The organism is Methylobacterium sp. 88A (assembly GCF_000376345.1).
Taxonomy (GTDB): Bacteria; Pseudomonadota; Alphaproteobacteria; order Rhizobiales; family Beijerinckiaceae; genus Methylobacterium; species Methylobacterium bullatum.
The window spans coordinates 4,149,004-4,165,788 of record NZ_AQVT01000001.1; the positions used below are offsets into that span (position 1 = coordinate 4,149,004).

Genomic DNA, 16,785 nt, shown 5'->3' on the forward strand with positions numbered 1-16,785 from the left:
GCCGATGACCGACACGGACGTGACCCTTCACATCGCAGGAGCCTGGACGCCCGGTTCCGACGCACGGACGATCCCCGTCCTCAACCCCGTCACCGGCGATGCCATGGGCACCGTGGCGGTGGCGACGCGCACCGATCTCGACCGCGCCCTGGAGGCCGCCCATCGCGGATTCGCCGAATGGCGGAGGGTCGCGGCCTTCGATCGCGCGAAGGTGATGCGGCGGGCCGCCGATCTGCTCCGTTCGCGGGTCGACGACATCGCCCGGACGATGACCCTGGAACAGGGCAAGCCGCTGGCCGAGGCGCGGGTGGAGACGCTTGCCGCCGCCGACGTCATCGACTGGTTCGCCGAGGAAGGGAAACGCGCCTACGGCCGCATCGTCCCCGCCCGCGTGCCCGGCGTGACGCAGATGGTTCTGCGCGAGCCGGTGGGGCCCGTCGCCGCCTTCACGCCCTGGAACTTCCCGATCAACCAAGCCGTCCGCAAGCTGTCGGCGGCGCTCTGCACCGGCTGCTCGGTGATCCTGAAGGGGCCGGAAGATACACCGGCGAGCTGCGCCGCACTCGTCCGTGCCTTCCTCGATGCCGGGGTGCCGGGTGACGTGCTCTCCCTGGTCTTCGGCGATCCGGCCGAGATCTCGTCCTACCTGATCCCGCATCCGGTCATCGCCAAGATCTCGTTCACCGGCTCCACGATCGTCGGCAAGGAGCTCGCGGCTTTGGCCGGGCGCCACATGAAGCGCGTCACCATGGAGCTCGGGGGACACGCCCCCGCCCTGGTCTTCGCGGATGCGGATGTGGAGAAGGCCGTCTCGGTGCTGGGCGCCAACAAATTCCGCAATGCCGGGCAGGTCTGCGTCGCGCCGACCCGCTTCCTCGTCCACGATTCCGTCTACGACCGCTTCGTCGAGGGGTTCGTGGCGCATGCGCGGGGCATCAGGGTGGGCGACGGGCTCGATCCCGAGACCCAGATGGGACCGCTGATCCATGCCCGCCGGCGCGAGGCGATGGAATCCCTGGTGGCCGACGCCGTGGCGCAGGGCGCGGAACTCCGCACCGGCGGCAAGCGCATCGGCAACCGCGGCCATTTCTTCGAACCCACCGTGCTCGCCGAGACCCCGCTCACCGCGCGGATCATGAACGAGGAGCCGTTCGGCCCCGTGGCCCTGGTCCAGCGCTTTTCCGACGACGAGGCCGCCTTCGCCGAGGCCAACCGGCTGCCCTATGGTCTCGCCGCCTACGCCTACACCCGCTCGGCCACCCGCGCGACGGAGATCGCCGCCCGGGTCGAGAGCGGCATGCTCGGCATCAACCATCACGGTCTCGCCTTCCCCGAAACCCCCTTCGGCGGCATCAAGGATTCCGGCTACGGCAGCGAGGGTGGCTCCGAGGCGATCGAGGCCTATCTGACGACGAAGTTCGTGAGCCAGGCCAGCGCCTGAACACCCGCATTCGGTAGGCTCGACAAGCAAAACGCTCCATGGGGCAAACCCCATGGAGCGCCGATGCACGCCTTTGCTCCGGCCCCGCTCACGGGAGCGGCCTTAGCGGGTCGCGGGGTCGACGATTTCGGCGACGATGCGCCGGGTCGCGGGAGCACGCGGGGTCAGGGACGGCGTGGTGGTCAGCTCGGAGGCCGGACGCACGGCGGCCGTGACGCGGGCCTGCTCCCGATAGAGCGTGGGGGTGACGGTGATGCGCTCGTCGGCGGTCGCGGTACCGACCAGGATGGCGGAGGCGAGAGCGGCGAGGACAAGGCGACGAACGGTCATGATGAGGATCCCTCAGGTGTTCCGGGGCCGATGCCCCGTTGCATGAGAGGGATATATTTTGCGGCGCACCATTCATCAAACAGATGGTATCGATAGCCGATATCGACGTCGTCAATGTCGATGAGGAGCACGCGCTCGTGAGACGACGCCGGTCATCCCCTCCTCGCCTCGTGCCGAGGCGACGCTTCGGACGGCCGGAGCACACCGGCCTTGTCGATGCCCCTCAGTAACGCACCGTCGCCCGCACGCCGAACACGGCCGCGTTCTTGATGCGGGCGCCGTTGAGGTCGCGCGGGTTGGGCACACCGCCGCTGGGACGGAACACGTACTGGATGTCCGGCTGCACGGTCACGCCCGGTCCGAGCACGGCCTGATAGGTCGCCTCGAGCACCGCCTCGCTGCTGCGCCGGGGCATGTTCGTCCCGGCCAGCAGGATCGTGTCGGTGTCCAGGCCGCGCGCCGCGTCCGAGATCCGCGCGATGGCGAAGGCGACTCCGATCGTGTCGTCGGAACGTCCCTTGAAGAGGCCCTTATAGGCAATGCCCATATCGGCGTAGAAATCCACGATGTTGCGGTCGGAGGGCGCCCCGGACACGCGCAGGAACACGCTGGCGCCGTCGTTCGGATCGTCGGGTTCGCGGTAGATGGTCTGGTCGATGATACCGTAGAGGCCGCTGTCGCCCCGGAAGCGTCGGGCGATGCCGGTGGTGGACGGATCGGCCAGCGAGCGCCCGGCCGTGTCGAAGCGCTGGCTGTCGAACCGGCCGAAATGGTGCCACCCCCCCAGCGTCACCGTGCCGGGATCGCCGACATCGCCCTGCGCGATGTTGTAGGCGTAGGCGACCTCCGCGATGACCAGAGCGGGATCGCCGGTGCGGAAGTTCGTGCCGGTGCGGTTGCGGCGCTGCGGATCGAGATCGCTGGGGTAGGCCCCTGCCGGATCGCCGTCGAAGAGGCCGACCTGAAGGGAAAAGTTCTGGTTGGGCACGTATTTCGCGCGGATCGCCGGCACCGCCAGGGGATAGATCGGCCCGCCGCTCGGCAGCACCTCGGCCATGATGTTGGGCCAGCCGAAGGTGGAGTTGATGAACAGCGTGCCGGTCTGGCTTACGGCGAACTCGGTATCGGCCGCGATCTGACCGACCTTGAGGCTGAACTGGCCGTCGAACAGTTTCTGCTCCAACCAGAGCTCGTAGAGCCGGGAGGAGGGCAGCGCCTCGATGGCGCTCACGGTGATGAAATTGTTGACGTAGTAGCGCGACAGGCCGGTGCCGTGGATGAGGTAGAGGTTGGTGTGGAAGGCCGCCCCGTGCCAGCCCGCCAGCTTTTCGAGGTCGGCATCGAACTGGACGTCGAGGCGTCCCTCGACGATGGCACCGCGCCGCGCGCCGCCCGTCGCATTGCCGAAGCTCTCGCCGATATACGTGAGGCTGTATTCGATGCCCTTGGTCTTCAGGAACGAGCGCAGGCCGTAGGGATCGCCATAGGGGCCGAGCTGGTCCTGGATCGAGGTGTTGAGGTTGGCCGAAGGCTTGGCCGAGGTCACCGACTGCGCCACCGATGTCTGCGGATCGCCGCCGGCGCCGCGCGGCGAGCCGATGTCGAGCCCCTCCAGGGCCAGGCGCGCCTGCCGCGCCGCGATCTCGGCGGCGGTCTGGGCGTGGGCGCCCGACGCGGCAAGGCCCGACAACAGGGCTGCGGCGGCCGCGAGAGGAAACGAGCGGAGCATCATCCCTCGGAAAAAAGCATGTCCCAGGGCGACCGTCCCCGCTCGTGCTCTATCACGGCGAGCATGACAGGGCTGCAACCGAGCCGAGGCAGCGGGGCGACCAGCGGCTTTCCCCGTCCGGTGTGTCACGCTGCCCACATCCGCATCGGGACGGCGCTCGAAACAGCGCTTTACCGGCCGGTCCAGTTCGGCGGGCGCTTGGCCAGGAAGGCCTCCATGCCCTCGCGGAAATCGGCGCTGGTGTAGCACATCAGGATGAGGTCATCGCCGGGGCGCTCACCCTCCGCCTCCGCCTCGGCGTCGAGCCGGCGCAGGCCTTCCTTGGTGGCCCGCAGGGTCAGCGGTGCATGGCCGGCGAGTTGTGCCGCGAGTTCCGTCGCCCTGGCGGCGAGGGCGGCGGCATCCTCCACCACTTCGCCGACGAGGCCGGCCGCGAGCGCCTCCTCCGCGCCGAACAGGCGGGCGGTGAAGATCATGTCCTTCACCCGCGCGGGACCGATGAGGCCGGACAGGCGCCGCAGGTTCGACATCGACAGGCAATTGCCCAGGGTCCGCGCGATGGGAAAGCCGAACCGGGCGTCACGCGTGGCGATGCGCAGGTCGCAGGAGGCGGCGATGGCGGCCCCGCCGCCGGTACAGGCGCCGGCGACGGCGGCGATGACGGGCACGCGCAGACGCTCGAGCGCGCTCAGGACCCTGTCCATGAAGCGCTCGTAGCCGAGGGCATCCTCGGGACTGGAGAAATCACGGAACTGGGCGATGTCGGTGCCGGCGGCGAAGGCTTTCTCGCCGGCGCCGGTGATGACGAGGACCTTGATCCGCTCGTCCGCCTCGATCCTGTCGCAGAGGTCGATGAGGCCCTGATACATCGCGAAGGTCAGCGCGTTGCGCGCCTGCGGCCGGTTGAGAACGATACGGGCGATGCCCGCCTCATCGGTGTCGAACAGGATCTCGTCGGTGGCGCTCATGCGGGGGGTCCCAAGCCGGACCGGCCGAGGATCGGCCCGTCCGACACGGGTCTTGCCCATCCCGGCCGCTTTGGGCAACCGCGTCCGGCCGGGCGGCGCCCCCGGCAGGGTCAGAACAGGGCCGGGACGAACATCTCCTGCGGCACCGGCTGGCGGGCATAATCCTCGTGGCGCATGCGCTCGGGCAGATGCACCGGCGGGTGCTCCACGTCGCCATAGGGGATTTGCGTGAGGAGATGGCTGATGCAGTTGAGGCGGGCCTTCTTCTTGTCCACGGCCTCGACCACCCACCAGGGCGCCTCGGGAATATGCGTGCGGGCGAGCATCACTTCCTTCGCCTTGGTGTAATCCTCCCAGCGGCGACGGGACTCCACGTCCATCGGCGAGAGCTTCCACTGCTTCAGGGGATCGTGGATGCGCATGTTGAAGCGCAGCTCCTGCTCCTCGTCGGTGATCGAGAACCAGTATTTCAGCACGATGATGCCGGACCGCACCAGCATGCGCTCGAATTCCGGCGCGGACTGGAAGAATTCCTCGTACTGGTCCGGGGTGCAGAAGCCCATCACGCGCTCGACGCCGGCCCGATTGTACCAGGAGCGATCGAACAGCACGATCTCGCCGCCCGCCGGCAGATGCGCCACGTAGCGCTGGAAGTACCATTGCGTACGCTCGCGCTCGTTAGGAGCCGGGAGCGCAGCCACGCGGCAGACGCGGGGATTGAGACGCTGGGTGATGCGCTTGATCGCGCCGCCCTTGCCGGCCGAATCCCGCCCCTCGAAGATCACAACCACGCGTAGTTTCTGGGCCTGCACCCAATCCTGAAGACGAACCAGCTCGTGTTGCAGTCGGAATAGCTCCCGGAAATAGATCTTCCGGTCCATGGTGGGCAGACGAGGCCTGGCATCGATTTCGCTAACGAGTTGCTCGAGGCGCTCGTCTTCGAGCTCCATCTCGAGCTCTTCATCGAAATCGTCCGCCATCTCTCGGCGAATAGCCTCGATATCGAAAGGACGAGTCCCGGCGCGCGTGCCGTCCATGATATTGCCTTCCTGATGAATGGGAATCATCCGAACGCTTGAATCACAGCTGCATGACAGTATGGCGACCCCCGTCGGCAACGGCACCACATTCCTTATTCGATTCGTAGAATTCAGCATCCGACGCCGAAAGCCGGAGAATCGCTGGACTCTCCCTCAGCTTCTGGTACGCGGCGTTTATTGAATCGATACGATTTTTGTAGATACTTGAGCGGTCAGAAAACGAGATAGACCGAATTATAAGGCGCATCCCATTGTCGATACGTAACAAACAACTGATCGCAGCTTAGAACAGTTCTTGAAATAACTCTGTAATAGGAGATAAAATGCAATGGAACGCTTCATCGTCCGTTTCGTCAAGCCCATATGCCTGGCTGTCATCACCTTCTTCTCCGTTTATTTTCTGACCGGAAGTTCTTTCATCGGATTGATCGTGAGCAGCATCCCGTTGTTGCTTGGCTGGCTCGGCATCATGGAAACCTTCGCCTATGGCATGGCCGCGACGGTGTTCATCGTTGCCGTCATCTGGACCGTCGCTCCGGCCGACATGAAGGTTCTCGTCGGACATCAGGCCACCGCCTTCGCCGAGGTGCTTCGCAAGGAAGCGGACAAGGGCCTGAACCGCATGGAAGCCGACGGCAGCGTCAAGGAAGCCGATAAGGGCGTCGTGACCCGCTGAGGATAGCCAATCGTCGTCGCCCCCTCTTGCGGATCGCATGACCCGCAGGCCGAGCATCGATCGGCGGAGGTGCCCCTCCGTCATCACAGTGTCGCCCAGCGTTGCGATCCAGCGCGATAGTGAGCCGGCATTTTGCCGGCCATGATCGCCGCGACCGCACCATGCAGCACCTTCTCATCGAGGAATCCCCCCTCCCGGGGCTGATCTTCGCCCTCACCTTCGACGCGGAGGGACGGGGACGCCAGGTCGGACCGGGGGACGGGATTCCCTCGCTGGACGACCCGGATCACGGCTTCGTCTGGTTCCATGTCGATCTGGTCGATGCGCGGACAGAGGCGCTGATCCTCGAAGGACGCCTCGGCCCGGCCCGGCTCGCCGCCGCGACCTTCGCCCGCGACGAGCATCAGCGCGTCGTCGTGGACGGCCCCCATGCCGGTTTCGTCATCGCCGACCGGGAACGCGCCTTCAACGGCTCGTCGAGCGAGGAGCCGAACGGCCGTCTCCATTGCATCCTCGGCCCGCGCTTCCTCGTCAGCGGCCGCCGCCACGCCACGTCCTGCGCGGTGGCCGCCCGCGACGCGGTCTTGTCCGGCGCCCTCGTCCCCGGCCCGGCCAAGCTGCTGGAGCGCTTCGTCGGCAGCACCGTCGAGGCGCTGATCGCCACGGCCGAGCGCCTGTCCTCCTCCCTCGACGCCATCGAGGACGACATGCTCGACGAGGCCAAGGCGGACGATCCGAGGCCCCTGGGACCGATCCGCCGCCAATCCGTGCGCTCCCACCGGCAGCTCGCCGGGTTGCGGGCGGTGTTCCACCGGCTCGAGGACGAAGCCGGCACGGAGGGAGATCAATTGCCCGAAGCGGTGGGCGCCATGGCCGCGCGGGTGGTCCAACGCCTCGATTCCCTCCACCGCGACATGCATGTCCTGTCCGAACGTAGCCGCCTGCTGCAGGACGAGATCGCCGCCCGCACCACCGCCCTCACCAACCGCCAGCTCTTCACCCTGTCGATCCTCACGGCCCTGTTCCTGCCGCCCACCCTGGTGACGGGCGTGTTCGGCATGAACACCAAGGGCCTGTTCTTTTCGGAATCCGACAATGGGTCACTGCTCGCGCTGGGAATCGGCGCGCTCGCGGCGCTCGCCGTCTACCTCGTCATCCGCCGGCTCAGTCTCGCCGGCCGGCCTGGTTGATCCGGAACGCGAACGCGCCCACACCCCCCTCGATTCATCCGACCACCGGAGCCTTCCCCCGCATGGACTTCTTTCGCCGCTTCACCGTGCTCATGTGCGCGCCGAACTTCGACCCGGACGATCTCGAGGGCGTGCGCGTCCAGCAGATCATAGGCTCGGTGGAAAAGCTCGGCTTCGAGGTCGTCCGCGCCCGCCGCGTGGAGGACGCGGCCATCGCGGTCCAGACCGATGCCGCCATCGGCTGCATGGTGGTGGATTGGGGCAAGCGCGGACTCGACGGCAAGGCCGCCGCCCTCATCAACCTGATGCGGAAGCGCGGGCTGGAAATGCCCATCGTCATCATGGTCCGGCGCAAGCGCCTGGAGGACATCCCCGTCGAGGTCCTCGACTTCATCGACGGCTACATCTTCCTCGCGGAAGAGACCCCGGACTACATCGCCCGCGGCCTCGTGAGCCGGGTCAAGCAATATGCCGAGACCCTGAAGACGCCCTTCTTCGGCGCGCTGGTCGATTACGCAGAGCAGGGCAACCAGCTCTGGACCTGCCCGGGCCATAACGGCGGCATCTTCTACAACCGCTCCCCCATCGGGCGCATCTTCGTGGAGCATCTCGGCGAGGCCGTGTTCCGTGACGACCTCGACAATTCCGTGCTCGATCTCGGCGATCTCCTCGTCCACGAGGGCCCCGCCCTCAAGGCGCAGAAGGAAGCCGCCGTCATCTTCGGTGCGGAAAAAACCTATTTCGTCCTCAACGGCACCTCGGCCTCCAACAAGATCGTGCTCTCGGCCCTGGTGGCCGAGGGCGATCTCGTCCTGTTCGACCGCAACAACCACAAGGCGGCCCATCACGGCGCCCTGTTCCTCGGCGGCGCGGTTCCGGTCTTCCTAGAGACCGACCGCAACTGCTTCGGCCTGATCGGCCCGATGTATCACGAGGCCCTCGACGAGGCGGCCATCCGCGAGAAGATCCGCACCAACCCCCTCGTCACCGACAAGGAGGCCTGGAAGCGCGAGCGCCCGTTCCGCGTCGCGGTGGTGGAGCAGTGCACCTATGACGGCACGATCTACAACGCGCAGATGATCCTCGAGAAGATCGGGCATCTCTGCGACTACATCCTGTTCGACGAGGCCTGGGCGGGCTTCATGAAGTTCCACCCGCTCTTCGCCGGCCGCTTCGCCATGGGGCTGAAGGGCCTCGACGAGACCTCGCCGGGCATCATCGCCACCCAATCCACCCACAAGCAGCTGGCGAGCTTCTCCCAGGCCTCGCAGATCCACACCAAGGACAGCCATATCCGCGGCCAGACCCGCCGCATCGAGCACCGGCGCTTCAACGAGACCTTCCTCGTCCACGCCTCGACCTCGCCGTTCTACCCGCTCTTCGCGTCGCTGGATGTCGGCGCGCAGATGATGAAGGGCCGCTCGGGCGTCGTCCTGTGGGACGACACGATCCGGCTCGGCATCGAATGGCGCAAGAAGGTCCGCGCCATCCGCCGCGAATTCGAGGAGAAGGAGGGCGATCCCCTGCGCCGCTGGTTCTTCGACCCCTTCGTGCCGGACACGGTGAAGGGCCCGGAGGGCAAGGTGCCGTGGGAGAGCGTCTCGACGGACGAGCTCGCCAGCGACGCCAAATACTGGGAGCTGACCCCCGGTGCCGCCTGGCACGGTTTCACCCATGTGGCGCCGAACTACGCCATGACCGACCCGAACAAGCTTACCGTGCTCACCCCCGGCTTCGACCGCCGCACGGGGCAATATGCCGATCATGGCGTACCGGCCCCGATCGTCGCTCAGTATCTGCGTGAAAACCGCATCGTGCCGGAGAAGAACGACCTCAACTCGCTCCTCTTCCTGCTGACGCCGGGCGTCGAATCCTCCAAGGCCGGCACGCTCATCTCCGGCCTCGTGGCGTTCAAGCGCCTGCATGACGAGAACGTGCCGCTCGAGGATGCCATGCCGGAATTCGTCCGGCGCCGGCCGAACCGCTACAAGGGCGTGCGCCTGCGCGACCTCTGCGCGGATTTCCACGCCTTCCACCGCGAGCACGGCACCAGCACGCTCCAGCGCAAGCAGTTCGAGCCGGGGCACCTGCCCGAGATGGTGATGACCCCGAAGGAGGCGGTGCAGCAGCTCACCCGCAACAACGTCGATTACGTGCCGATCGCGGAAGCCGAGGGCCGTGTGGCGACGACCTTGCTTCTGGTCTACCCGCCGGGCATCGGCACGGTGCTGCCGGGCGAGCGACTGGACGAGCGGGCGAAACCCATGCTGGATTACTTCAAGATGTTCGAGCGCTCGGCGAACCTGTTCCCGGGCTTCGAGGCCGAGATCCAGGGCGTGTTCCGCAACGTCGATCCCGACGGGACGATCCGGTTCTACACCTACGTCATGCGCGAGAACCGCCCGTGAGTCCGGACGGGCCGCCCACCGCCTCCGATCCCGAAGTGATCATCCGGCCGTCCTCGGATCCGGACGTGCCGGCCATGGTGGCGATCTACGCTCACCATATCCGGCGGGGCGTGGGGGATGTCGGCGATTTCGAGGAGGATCCGCTCCATCCCGACGACCTCAAGCGCCGCCGCAAGGCCATGCGCAAGAAGCGTCTGCCCCACCTCGTCGCCGATCGCGACGGGGTAGTGGCGGGCTATGCCTATGCCGTGCCGTTCCGCAAACGCCCGGCCTACCGCTACACGCTCAAGCACTCGATCTACGTCCATCACGAGCACCTGAACGCCGGCATCGGCCGGCGCCTGCTGCCGGCTTTGATCGAGGCCTGCGCCGCCGGCGGTTACCGGCAGATGATCGGCTATATCGACGCGCAGAACGAGGCGTCCCTGCGGCTCCACGAAGCCTGCGGCTTCGTCCGCGTCGGCCTGCTGCCGGCGGTGGGCTACAAGTACGGCCGCTGGAGCGACAGCGTCATGGTCCAGCGGGCGCTCGGCACCGGCTCCACCGACCAGCCCGGCACCTGGACGCGCTCGGTGGAGGCGCTGGTGGCCGGGCACGAATGGGTGGGGAAGTGATCCGGCTGCGGCTTCAGGCCGCCTCCAGCCCGGCATCGACCCGCGCGGCCACGTCCTGCGGGACGTCGAGGGCCTCGGCGAGGCGCTTCAGGAACTCCCGCTCCTGCAGCGTATCGGCATCGATGGCCAGACGCGCCGCCGCATAGAGGCGTGCGCCCTGCTCCGGCGACTCCACGCGCTCGGCGAGTTCGTCGATCTCGGCCGGGTCGGTGAGCTCCTTCTCCAGCCATGCGCGGCCATCCCGGTCGATGCCAGCGGCCTCCACCGCCGCGTCGAGGCGCCGGCGCTCCTGCTGGTCGACGATGCCGTCGGCCAGGGTCGCGGCCACCATGGCGCGCAGCATGACGCGCGCCTCGTCCTCACCGACCTGGCTCAGATCGGGGGTCTCGGACGCCGCGGAGGGACGGAGTGCGCGCAGCGCCAGACCCGCGACGAGGGCGAGGCCGCCGAGGGCGGCCGTGGCGGCGATCCCGCCCTTGCGTGAGCGTACGAGCGCATCGACGATCTGTCTTGCATCGGCCATGGTGGTCGTCCTGAAGGCGGGTTGAGGGATCGGATTGGAAACGGACGAGCCCCGTCGCGGGTTCACGATGGGCGGTGCGGTGGAATGAGCATGCCCCGTTCGTCCCCGGCGGAGCGCCCTCCCCCGGCAAACGGAAGCCGCACGGCGCGAAGGCAGCCAACGAGAGAGGCCCCATGACGATCACGCCCATCGAGCCCCGCCTGTCGGTCGCCGGCCAGCCGAACGAGGCGGAGATCGCGGACCTGTCCACGAAGGGCTTTGCCCTGCTCATCAACAACCGTCCCGAAGGCGAGGAGCCGGACCAGTTGGGCAGCGCTGCCGAAGCGGCGGCGGCCGAGGCGGCGGGGCTCGCCTATCTCCATCTCCCCGTCACCGGCCCCGGCATCACCCATGAGGACATCGCGCGTTTCCGCGAGGCCGTGGAGAGCGCACCCGGCCCGGTCCTCGCCCATTGCCGCAGCGGCACGCGCTCGCTGACCCTGTGGGCTTTGTCCGAAGTGCTGGCGGGGCGTCTGCGCCGCGATGACCTCCTGGCCTATGGCCGGGAGCGCGGCTTCGACCTCAGCGGTGCCGTGCGCTGGCTCGACACGCATGGCGACACGCCCGCCGGGACGTGAGATCGCTGGCCCTCAGCAGGTTCGCATTGGCAAGCCAACGCTTCACCTCGCTTAGGTCTTTGACGTGTCGCAGGTTTTGGAACGCAGAACCGGCGACCACTTTTGCTGAACCTGCCTAGTCATGACCGGCGCTGTCGAGGCGAGCGGTGGGGGATCTCTGGTCCGCCCGCTTCACGGTCAGAGGCCTCCACCGTCTGGCGGTCGACTTCGTCCCGGACTCGGCGGCCCGCCATCAGGATCTCGATGAGGAAGGCGACGATGGCCGCCACCGTGCAGACCAGGGCGATTCCGAAGCAGCCGAACAGGACGGAGGCCGTGGCGGCATCGCGCAAGGCCCCCACGAACAGCGTCAGCACCGCGATGCCGGTCATGATGCTGCCGAGCGAGGCGAGGACCACCGCCACGTCGAGCATGAAGGAGCGCCGGCGCAGATAGGCCAACTGGTACGACAGGTGGGCGGCCTCGTCCGCATCCGCCTTCTGCAGCCGGTCGGCGGCGTCATCCACCCGGTCGGCCACCCGCCCCAGGCGCGTGGAGAAGACGTTTAGCAGCGTCGCCAGCGCCGTCAGCAGGAAGGCGGGCGCGAGCGCGATCTGAATGACATGCGCGATGTCGTCGGGAGCGAGGAGTGGACCGGAAGCCATCATGATAGGGCGTTACGCCATGCCGCCCGGCACCGGAAGATGCGCCGTTTCGGAGGTGGACACGGGTTCTGGATGCCGGTGACAGGGCCTTGGGCTTCGACGTCGTCCCTCCTCGGCCGAGCGAACGGCCGCCCCCGGATGCAACGAAGCCCCGCGGCAGGGGCTGCGGGGCTTCCGGACTCGGTGAGGGTCAGGCGATCGCGCCCGGACGACGAGCGTTACTGCGGGCAGCGATGACGCAGGCCGTCATTGCCGAGATAGGTGCCCGACCGCTGATCGTAGGAGCGGAAGCGCTGGATGCAGTAGGCCACGTCCTGGTCGGATCCGCCGACATCCTGCTGGACCTCCACGGCGCCACCGTAATAGGCCGGCGCATAGCCGCCGCCGTAATATCCGTTGTCGTAGCCGTTGCCGTAATACCCGCTTCCGTAGCCATAGCCGATCCCGGCGCCCGCCAGCCCGAGGCCCAGCCCGAGGCCAAGGCCGCCATAGCCCCGCCCATATCCGCGATTGTAGCCATGGCCGTAGTGATGGTGGTGGCCGCCCCGGCCGAAACCACCGCCGCCGCCGAAGCCACCACCGCCGACATTCGGCCCGTGGGCAATTCCGCCATGTCCGCGTCCGCCGCCCATTCCATGACCACCGAAACCACCGAGACTGCCACCTCCGCCGCGTGCGAAGCCTCCGCCGCCGTGACCGTGGCCGCCATGGCCGCCGCCGTGGCTCATACCTCCGCCTCCGCCGCCTCTCCGCGCTTCGGCCGTGGCCGGAAGGAATGCGACCGCGCCGAGCAGAGCGGCGGATGCGAGAATAAGCTTGTTCATGAAACACCAGCCTGACCGTGGAGGGGACATTAGGATAGATAACGCGCCACCGGCCGGGAAGGCTCCATTGTCCATGACTGTTTTCACGTCCCGCGAAAGTCACGCCAATAAAGAACAGTCCTTGCGGATCAAAATCGAGACTACGGTCAACGGTGGAATAACCGCCTGAACCGGAAGAGCCGCGATCCGGCCGGCGCGAGGGTCGCTTCGAGACGGACGGCCATTCACTCCGGCGAGGATGTTTCCCGGGGCGATTGACAAAGGCGCGGCGAGCGCAGACTTTCGAATCGTTCCGAGGGGGGCCCCGTTCAGGGGGCTGAGATAGGGCCGCAGCCCTGACCCTTGAACCTGATCCGGCTCATACCGGCGGAGGGACGGGAACTACGCTTGGGTTGTCTGCTCCAGACGAGCGGGTGCCCGTCGTCCTGACGTACCGTTGCGAACCGGATCGCCTCCCACGCCAGGAGCGAATCCGAAATGAACGCACCAGTCCTCCCCAAAGACCTTTCCGGACAAGAACCCGCCAAGGGGCAGCTGCAAGCGGTGACCACCGGCCCGATCATGGGCTCGCGCAAGGTCTATGCGAGCGTGGCCGGCCGTGACGACATCCGGGTGCCGTTCCGCGAGGTCACGTTGAGCGATCCGAAGGAGGCCCCGGTGCGGGTCTACGATCCGTCGGGTCCCTATACCGAGACCGATGCCCGGATCGACCTGAATGCCGGCCTGCCCCTGCTGCGCGACCCGTGGATCGCCAAGCGCGGCTACGCCACGATCACGCCGCGCGCGGTCAAGCCCGAGGATAACGGCTTCGTGCCGGAGGACAAGCTCGTCGCCCCCTGTCCGGCGACGCGCCAGATCCGCAAGGCCGGCCCCGGCCAGATGGTGACGCAGTACGAGTTCGCCAAAGCCGGGATCATCACCGAGGAGATGATCTACGTCGCCCACCGCGAGAACCTCGCCCGCGAGACGATGCTGGAAGGCGCGCAGACCGCACTGGCCGACGGCAACAGCTTCGGCGCGTCGCTCCCCGCCTTCATCACCCCGGAATTCGTGCGCGACGAGGTGGCGCGCGGCCGCGCCATCATCCCGGCCAACATCAACCACCCCGAGGTGGAGCCGATGGCGATCGGCCGCAACTTCCTCGTCAAGATCAACGCCAATATCGGCAATTCGGCCGTGACGTCGTCCGCCGCCGAAGAGGTGGAGAAACTGGTCTGGGCGACCCGCTGGGGCGCCGACACGGTGATGGACCTCTCCACCGGCCGCAACATCCACAACATCCGCTCGTGGATCGTGCGCAACTCGCCCGTCCCGATCGGCACCGTGCCGATCTATCAGGCGCTCGAGAAAGTCGGCGGCGATCCGCTGAAGCTCGACTGGGAGGTCTTCAAGGACACCCTCATCGAGCAGGCCGAGCAGGGCATCGACTATTTCACCATCCATGCGGGCGTGCGCCTCGCCCATGTGCCGCTCACCGCTCGCCGCGTCACCGGCATCGTCAGCCGAGGCGGCTCGATCATGGCGCGTTGGTGCCTCGCCGGTCACCGGGAATCGTTCCTCTACGAGCGGTTCGACGAGATCTGCGACATCATGCGGGCCTACGACGTCTCGTTCTCGCTGGGCGACGGCCTGCGCCCCGGCTCCATCGCGGATGCCAACGACGCGGCCCAGTTCGCGGAACTCGAGACCCTCGGCGAACTCACCAAGATCGCTTGGGACAAGGGCTGCCAGACCATGATCGAGGGCCCCGGCCACGTGCCGATGCACAAGATCAAGGTGAACATGGAAAAGCAGCTGGAAGAGTGCGGCGAGGCGCCGTTCTACACCCTCGGCCCGCTGACCACCGACATCGCACCGGGCTACGACCACATCACCTCGGGCATCGGCGCCGCCATGATCGGCTGGTTCGGCTGCGCCATGCTCTGCTACGTCACCCCGAAGGAGCATCTCGGCCTGCCCAACCGCGACGACGTGAAGGAAGGCGTGATCACCTACAAGATCGCGGCCCATGCCGCCGATCTCGCCAAGGGCCATCCGGCGGCGCAGCTGCGCGACGACGCCCTGTCACGCGCCCGGTTCGACTTCCGCTGGGAGGACCAGTTCAACCTGTCCCTCGATCCCGACACGGCGCGCGCTTATCACGACGAGACCCTGCCGAAGGACGCCCATAAGGTCGCGCATTTCTGCTCCATGTGCGGCCCGAAATTCTGCTCGATGAAGATCACGCAGGATCTGCGCGCCGAGGTGCTCGCCATGGAGGCGGCCGGACAGGTGCTGGGCGAGGCGACCCCCATGAGCCAGGCCGAGCGCGAGGCGGGAATGGCGGCGAAATCCGCCGAGTTCCAGGCCGAGGGCGGCAAGCTCTACGTCGACGCGGCCGAATAGGCCGCCTCGCCCCACCCCCTCGCGCCCCGGCGCGAGGGGGCATCGCCCCATCGTCAGGCACCGCTTGCGTAGCGGCTGACGGCTAGGTCCGGCGTGGCGATATCCGGCGTGCGGCCGGAGATGAGGTCGGCCAGCACCCGGCCCGAGCCGCAGGCCATGGTCCAGCCCAGGGTGCCATGGCCGGTATTGGTATAGAGGTTCGACAGGCGCGTTCCGCCTACGATGGGCGTGCCATCCGGCGTCATCGGCCGCAGGCCGGTCCAGAACTTGGCCTGAGCAAGGTCGCCACCGGCCGGGAACAGGTCGCCCACGGAGCGGACCAGGGTCTCCCGGCGCGGTCCGCGCAGGACCGCGCTGAAACCGGCGAGCTCGGCGGTGCCGCCGACCCGGATGCGGTCGCCGAGCCGGGTGATCGCGACCTTGTAGGTCTCGTCCATCACCGTCGAGACCGGCGCCGCCTCCGCATCGGTGACCGGCAGGGTGAGGGAATAGCCCTTCACCGGATAGATCGGCAGGTCGATGCCGAGGGGCCGGAGCAGAGCCGGGGTGTAGCTGCCCATGGCCGCCACATAGGCGTCGGCTGTCAGGATTTCGCCGCCTGCCGTCGCCACGCCGCCGATCCGGTCGCCTTCGCTGCGCAGACCGGTGATGGCCGTGCCGTAGCGGAAGACCACGCCGAGGTCTTCGCAGAGTGCGGCGAGGCGCTGGGTGAACAGATGCGCATCGCCGGTCTCGTCGCCGGGGAGCCGCAGACCGCCGACGAAGGTTCCGGCCACCCGCGCCAGGGCCGGCTCGGCCATGATGCAGCCGGCGGGGTCGAGCACCGCGTAGGGAACGCCATAGGCGTCGAGGACGCGCGTGTCGTCCCCGACATGGTCGAGCTGCTTCTGTGTCCGGAACAGCTGGAGCGTACCCTGCTCGCGATGGTCGTAACTGATGCCGGTCTCGGCGCGCAGGTCGCGCAGCACGTCGCGGCTGTACTCGGCCAGGCGCACCATCCGGCCCTTGTTGCGCTGGTAGGCCTCCTCCGTGCAATTCGCCAGCATGCGGGCGAGCCAGCCGTAGAAACGCGGCTCGAAACTCGGCCAGACCACGAGGGGCCGGTGGCGCATCATCAGCCACTTCATGGCTTTCAGCGGGATGCCCGGAGCGGCCCAGGGCGCCGAATATCCCGGCGAGACCTGGCCGGCATTGGCGAAACTCGTCTCGAGCCCCGCCGCCGGCTGGCGCTCCAGCACGGTGACCCGGTGGCCGGCTTTGGCCAGGTAATAGGCCGAGGTGACGCCGACGACACCGCCACCGAGGATCAGGACATGCATGGCCGGCGTTCCGTAGAGGGTCGGGGTAGGGTCCGGACTGGGCTCGACGCCCCGAGCGGGTTCGCATCGGCAAGCCG

General features: G+C 67.5%; 15 protein-coding genes and 1 riboswitch. Of the genes, 7 read left to right on the top strand and 8 right to left on the bottom strand.

The features are described 5' to 3' along the window. Nucleotides 1–4: 4 nt before the first annotated feature. Complete coding sequence (locus A3OM_RS0119820) at nt 5–1,441, top strand: NAD-dependent succinate-semialdehyde dehydrogenase (protein ID WP_018045522.1); 1,437 nt, start codon at nt 5–7, stop codon at nt 1,439–1,441. Between the two features lie 102 nt (nt 1,442–1,543). On the opposite strand, the gene A3OM_RS0119825 is transcribed toward A3OM_RS0119820, so the two are convergent. The 4 genes from A3OM_RS0119825 to ppk2 all read right to left on the bottom strand — a co-directional run bounded on the left by A3OM_RS0119825 (nt 1,544) and on the right by ppk2 (nt 5,505). Then, nucleotides 1,544–1,771 carry a hypothetical protein gene (locus A3OM_RS0119825; RefSeq protein ID WP_018045523.1) on the bottom strand — a complete coding sequence of 76 codons (228 nt, stop codon included), beginning with the start codon at nt 1,769–1,771 and terminating at the stop codon, nt 1,544–1,546. A gap of 223 nt (nt 1,772–1,994) precedes the next feature. After that, nucleotides 1,995–3,503 (bottom strand): carbohydrate porin, encoded by a 1,509-nt coding sequence (locus A3OM_RS0119830; RefSeq protein ID WP_018045524.1) that lies wholly within the window; start codon nt 3,501–3,503, stop codon nt 1,995–1,997. Between the two features lie 167 nt (nt 3,504–3,670). Further along, nucleotides 3,671–4,468, bottom strand: coding sequence for an enoyl-CoA hydratase/isomerase family protein (locus A3OM_RS0119835; protein ID WP_018045525.1), 798 nt, complete (start codon nt 4,466–4,468; stop codon nt 3,671–3,673). Between the two features lie 110 nt (nt 4,469–4,578). Next, complete coding sequence (ppk2, locus tag A3OM_RS0119840) at nt 4,579–5,505, bottom strand: polyphosphate kinase 2 (RefSeq protein ID WP_026176236.1); 927 nt, start codon at nt 5,503–5,505, stop codon at nt 4,579–4,581. Between the two features lie 331 nt (nt 5,506–5,836). Here ppk2 and A3OM_RS0119845 point away from each other — a divergent pair, with 331 nt between their 5' ends. The 4 genes from A3OM_RS0119845 to A3OM_RS0119860 all read left to right on the top strand — a co-directional run bounded on the left by A3OM_RS0119845 (nt 5,837) and on the right by A3OM_RS0119860 (nt 10,396). Then, entirely contained in the window at nt 5,837–6,184 is a 348-nt protein-coding gene (locus A3OM_RS0119845; protein WP_018045528.1) for a hypothetical protein, read from the top strand. Nucleotides 6,185–6,345: 161 nt separating this feature from the next. Beyond that, complete coding sequence (locus A3OM_RS0119850; protein ID WP_026176237.1) at nt 6,346–7,374, top strand: CorA family divalent cation transporter; 1,029 nt, start codon at nt 6,346–6,348, stop codon at nt 7,372–7,374. Between the two features lie 62 nt (nt 7,375–7,436). After that, nucleotides 7,437–9,782, top strand: coding sequence for an Orn/Lys/Arg decarboxylase N-terminal domain-containing protein (locus tag A3OM_RS0119855; protein WP_018045530.1), 2,346 nt, complete (start codon nt 7,437–7,439; stop codon nt 9,780–9,782). Continuing rightward, nucleotides 9,779–10,396, top strand: a complete 618-nt coding sequence (locus A3OM_RS0119860; protein ID WP_018045531.1) for a GNAT family N-acetyltransferase — start codon at nt 9,779–9,781, stop codon at nt 10,394–10,396. The genes A3OM_RS0119855 and A3OM_RS0119860 overlap by 4 nt, the downstream gene beginning before the upstream one ends. 13 nt (nt 10,397–10,409) lie before the next feature. Here the strand turns inward: A3OM_RS0119860 and A3OM_RS0119865 are convergent, their stop codons facing one another. After that, nucleotides 10,410–10,919: a DUF533 domain-containing protein gene (locus A3OM_RS0119865; protein WP_018045532.1), complete on the bottom strand. Its 510-nt coding sequence runs from the start codon at nt 10,917–10,919 to the stop codon at nt 10,410–10,412. A 173-nt stretch (nt 10,920–11,092) separates the two neighbouring features. Here A3OM_RS0119865 and A3OM_RS0119870 point away from each other — a divergent pair, with 173 nt between their 5' ends. Then, nucleotides 11,093–11,536, top strand: coding sequence for a TIGR01244 family sulfur transferase (locus A3OM_RS0119870; protein ID WP_018045533.1), 444 nt, complete (start codon nt 11,093–11,095; stop codon nt 11,534–11,536). Between the two features lie 119 nt (nt 11,537–11,655). Here the strand turns inward: A3OM_RS0119870 and A3OM_RS0119875 are convergent, their stop codons facing one another. Together A3OM_RS0119875 and A3OM_RS0119880 are read right to left on the bottom strand one after the other, a co-directional pair. Further along, nucleotides 11,656–12,183, bottom strand: a complete 528-nt coding sequence (locus A3OM_RS0119875; RefSeq protein WP_018045534.1) for a DUF2721 domain-containing protein — start codon at nt 12,181–12,183, stop codon at nt 11,656–11,658. A gap of 215 nt (nt 12,184–12,398) precedes the next feature. Then, entirely contained in the window at nt 12,399–12,908 is a 510-nt protein-coding gene (locus A3OM_RS0119880; protein WP_348625454.1) for a BA14K family protein, read from the bottom strand. A gap of 381 nt (nt 12,909–13,289) precedes the next feature. Beyond that, nucleotides 13,290–13,396: riboswitch (TPP riboswitch) on the top strand. Between the two features lie 85 nt (nt 13,397–13,481). Here A3OM_RS0119880 and thiC point away from each other — a divergent pair. Then, complete coding sequence (thiC, locus tag A3OM_RS0119885; protein ID WP_018045537.1) at nt 13,482–15,389, top strand: phosphomethylpyrimidine synthase ThiC; 1,908 nt, start codon at nt 13,482–13,484, stop codon at nt 15,387–15,389. Nucleotides 15,390–15,442: 53 nt separating this feature from the next. Here thiC and A3OM_RS0119890 read toward each other — a convergent pair whose 3' ends face one another. Beyond that, the gene (locus A3OM_RS0119890; protein WP_018045538.1) at nt 15,443–16,708 is read right to left on the bottom strand and encodes a D-amino acid dehydrogenase; all 1,266 of its coding nucleotides are present in this window, start codon (nt 16,706–16,708) and stop codon (nt 15,443–15,445) included. Nucleotides 16,709–16,785 lie beyond the last annotated feature (77 nt).

What these genes read in the sequence shown, in the direction of transcription:
- A3OM_RS0119820 (WP_018045522.1), top strand. Translation starts at nt 5, where the DNA reads ATGACCGACACGGACGTGACCCTTCACATCGCAGGAGCCTGGACGCCC.
- A3OM_RS0119825 (WP_018045523.1), bottom strand. Translation starts at nt 1,771, where the DNA reads ATGACCGTTCGTCGCCTTGTCCTCGCCGCTCTCGCCTCCGCCATCCTG.
- A3OM_RS0119830 (WP_018045524.1), bottom strand. Translation starts at nt 3,503, where the DNA reads ATGATGCTCCGCTCGTTTCCTCTCGCGGCCGCCGCAGCCCTGTTGTCG.
- A3OM_RS0119835 (WP_018045525.1), bottom strand. Translation starts at nt 4,468, where the DNA reads ATGAGCGCCACCGACGAGATCCTGTTCGACACCGATGAGGCGGGCATC.
- ppk2 (WP_026176236.1), bottom strand. Translation starts at nt 5,505, where the DNA reads ATGGACGGCACGCGCGCCGGGACTCGTCCTTTCGATATCGAGGCTATT.
- A3OM_RS0119845 (WP_018045528.1), top strand. Translation starts at nt 5,837, where the DNA reads ATGGAACGCTTCATCGTCCGTTTCGTCAAGCCCATATGCCTGGCTGTC.
- A3OM_RS0119850 (WP_026176237.1), top strand. Translation starts at nt 6,346, where the DNA reads ATGCAGCACCTTCTCATCGAGGAATCCCCCCTCCCGGGGCTGATCTTC.
- A3OM_RS0119855 (WP_018045530.1), top strand. Translation starts at nt 7,437, where the DNA reads ATGGACTTCTTTCGCCGCTTCACCGTGCTCATGTGCGCGCCGAACTTC.
- A3OM_RS0119865 (WP_018045532.1), bottom strand. Translation starts at nt 10,919, where the DNA reads ATGGCCGATGCAAGACAGATCGTCGATGCGCTCGTACGCTCACGCAAG.
- A3OM_RS0119870 (WP_018045533.1), top strand. Translation starts at nt 11,093, where the DNA reads ATGACGATCACGCCCATCGAGCCCCGCCTGTCGGTCGCCGGCCAGCCG.
- A3OM_RS0119875 (WP_018045534.1), bottom strand. Translation starts at nt 12,183, where the DNA reads ATGATGGCTTCCGGTCCACTCCTCGCTCCCGACGACATCGCGCATGTC.
- A3OM_RS0119880 (WP_348625454.1), bottom strand. Translation starts at nt 12,908, where the DNA reads ATGAGCCACGGCGGCGGCCATGGCGGCCACGGTCACGGCGGCGGAGGC.
- thiC (WP_018045537.1), top strand. Translation starts at nt 13,482, where the DNA reads ATGAACGCACCAGTCCTCCCCAAAGACCTTTCCGGACAAGAACCCGCC.
- A3OM_RS0119890 (WP_018045538.1), bottom strand. Translation starts at nt 16,708, where the DNA reads ATGCATGTCCTGATCCTCGGTGGCGGTGTCGTCGGCGTCACCTCGGCC.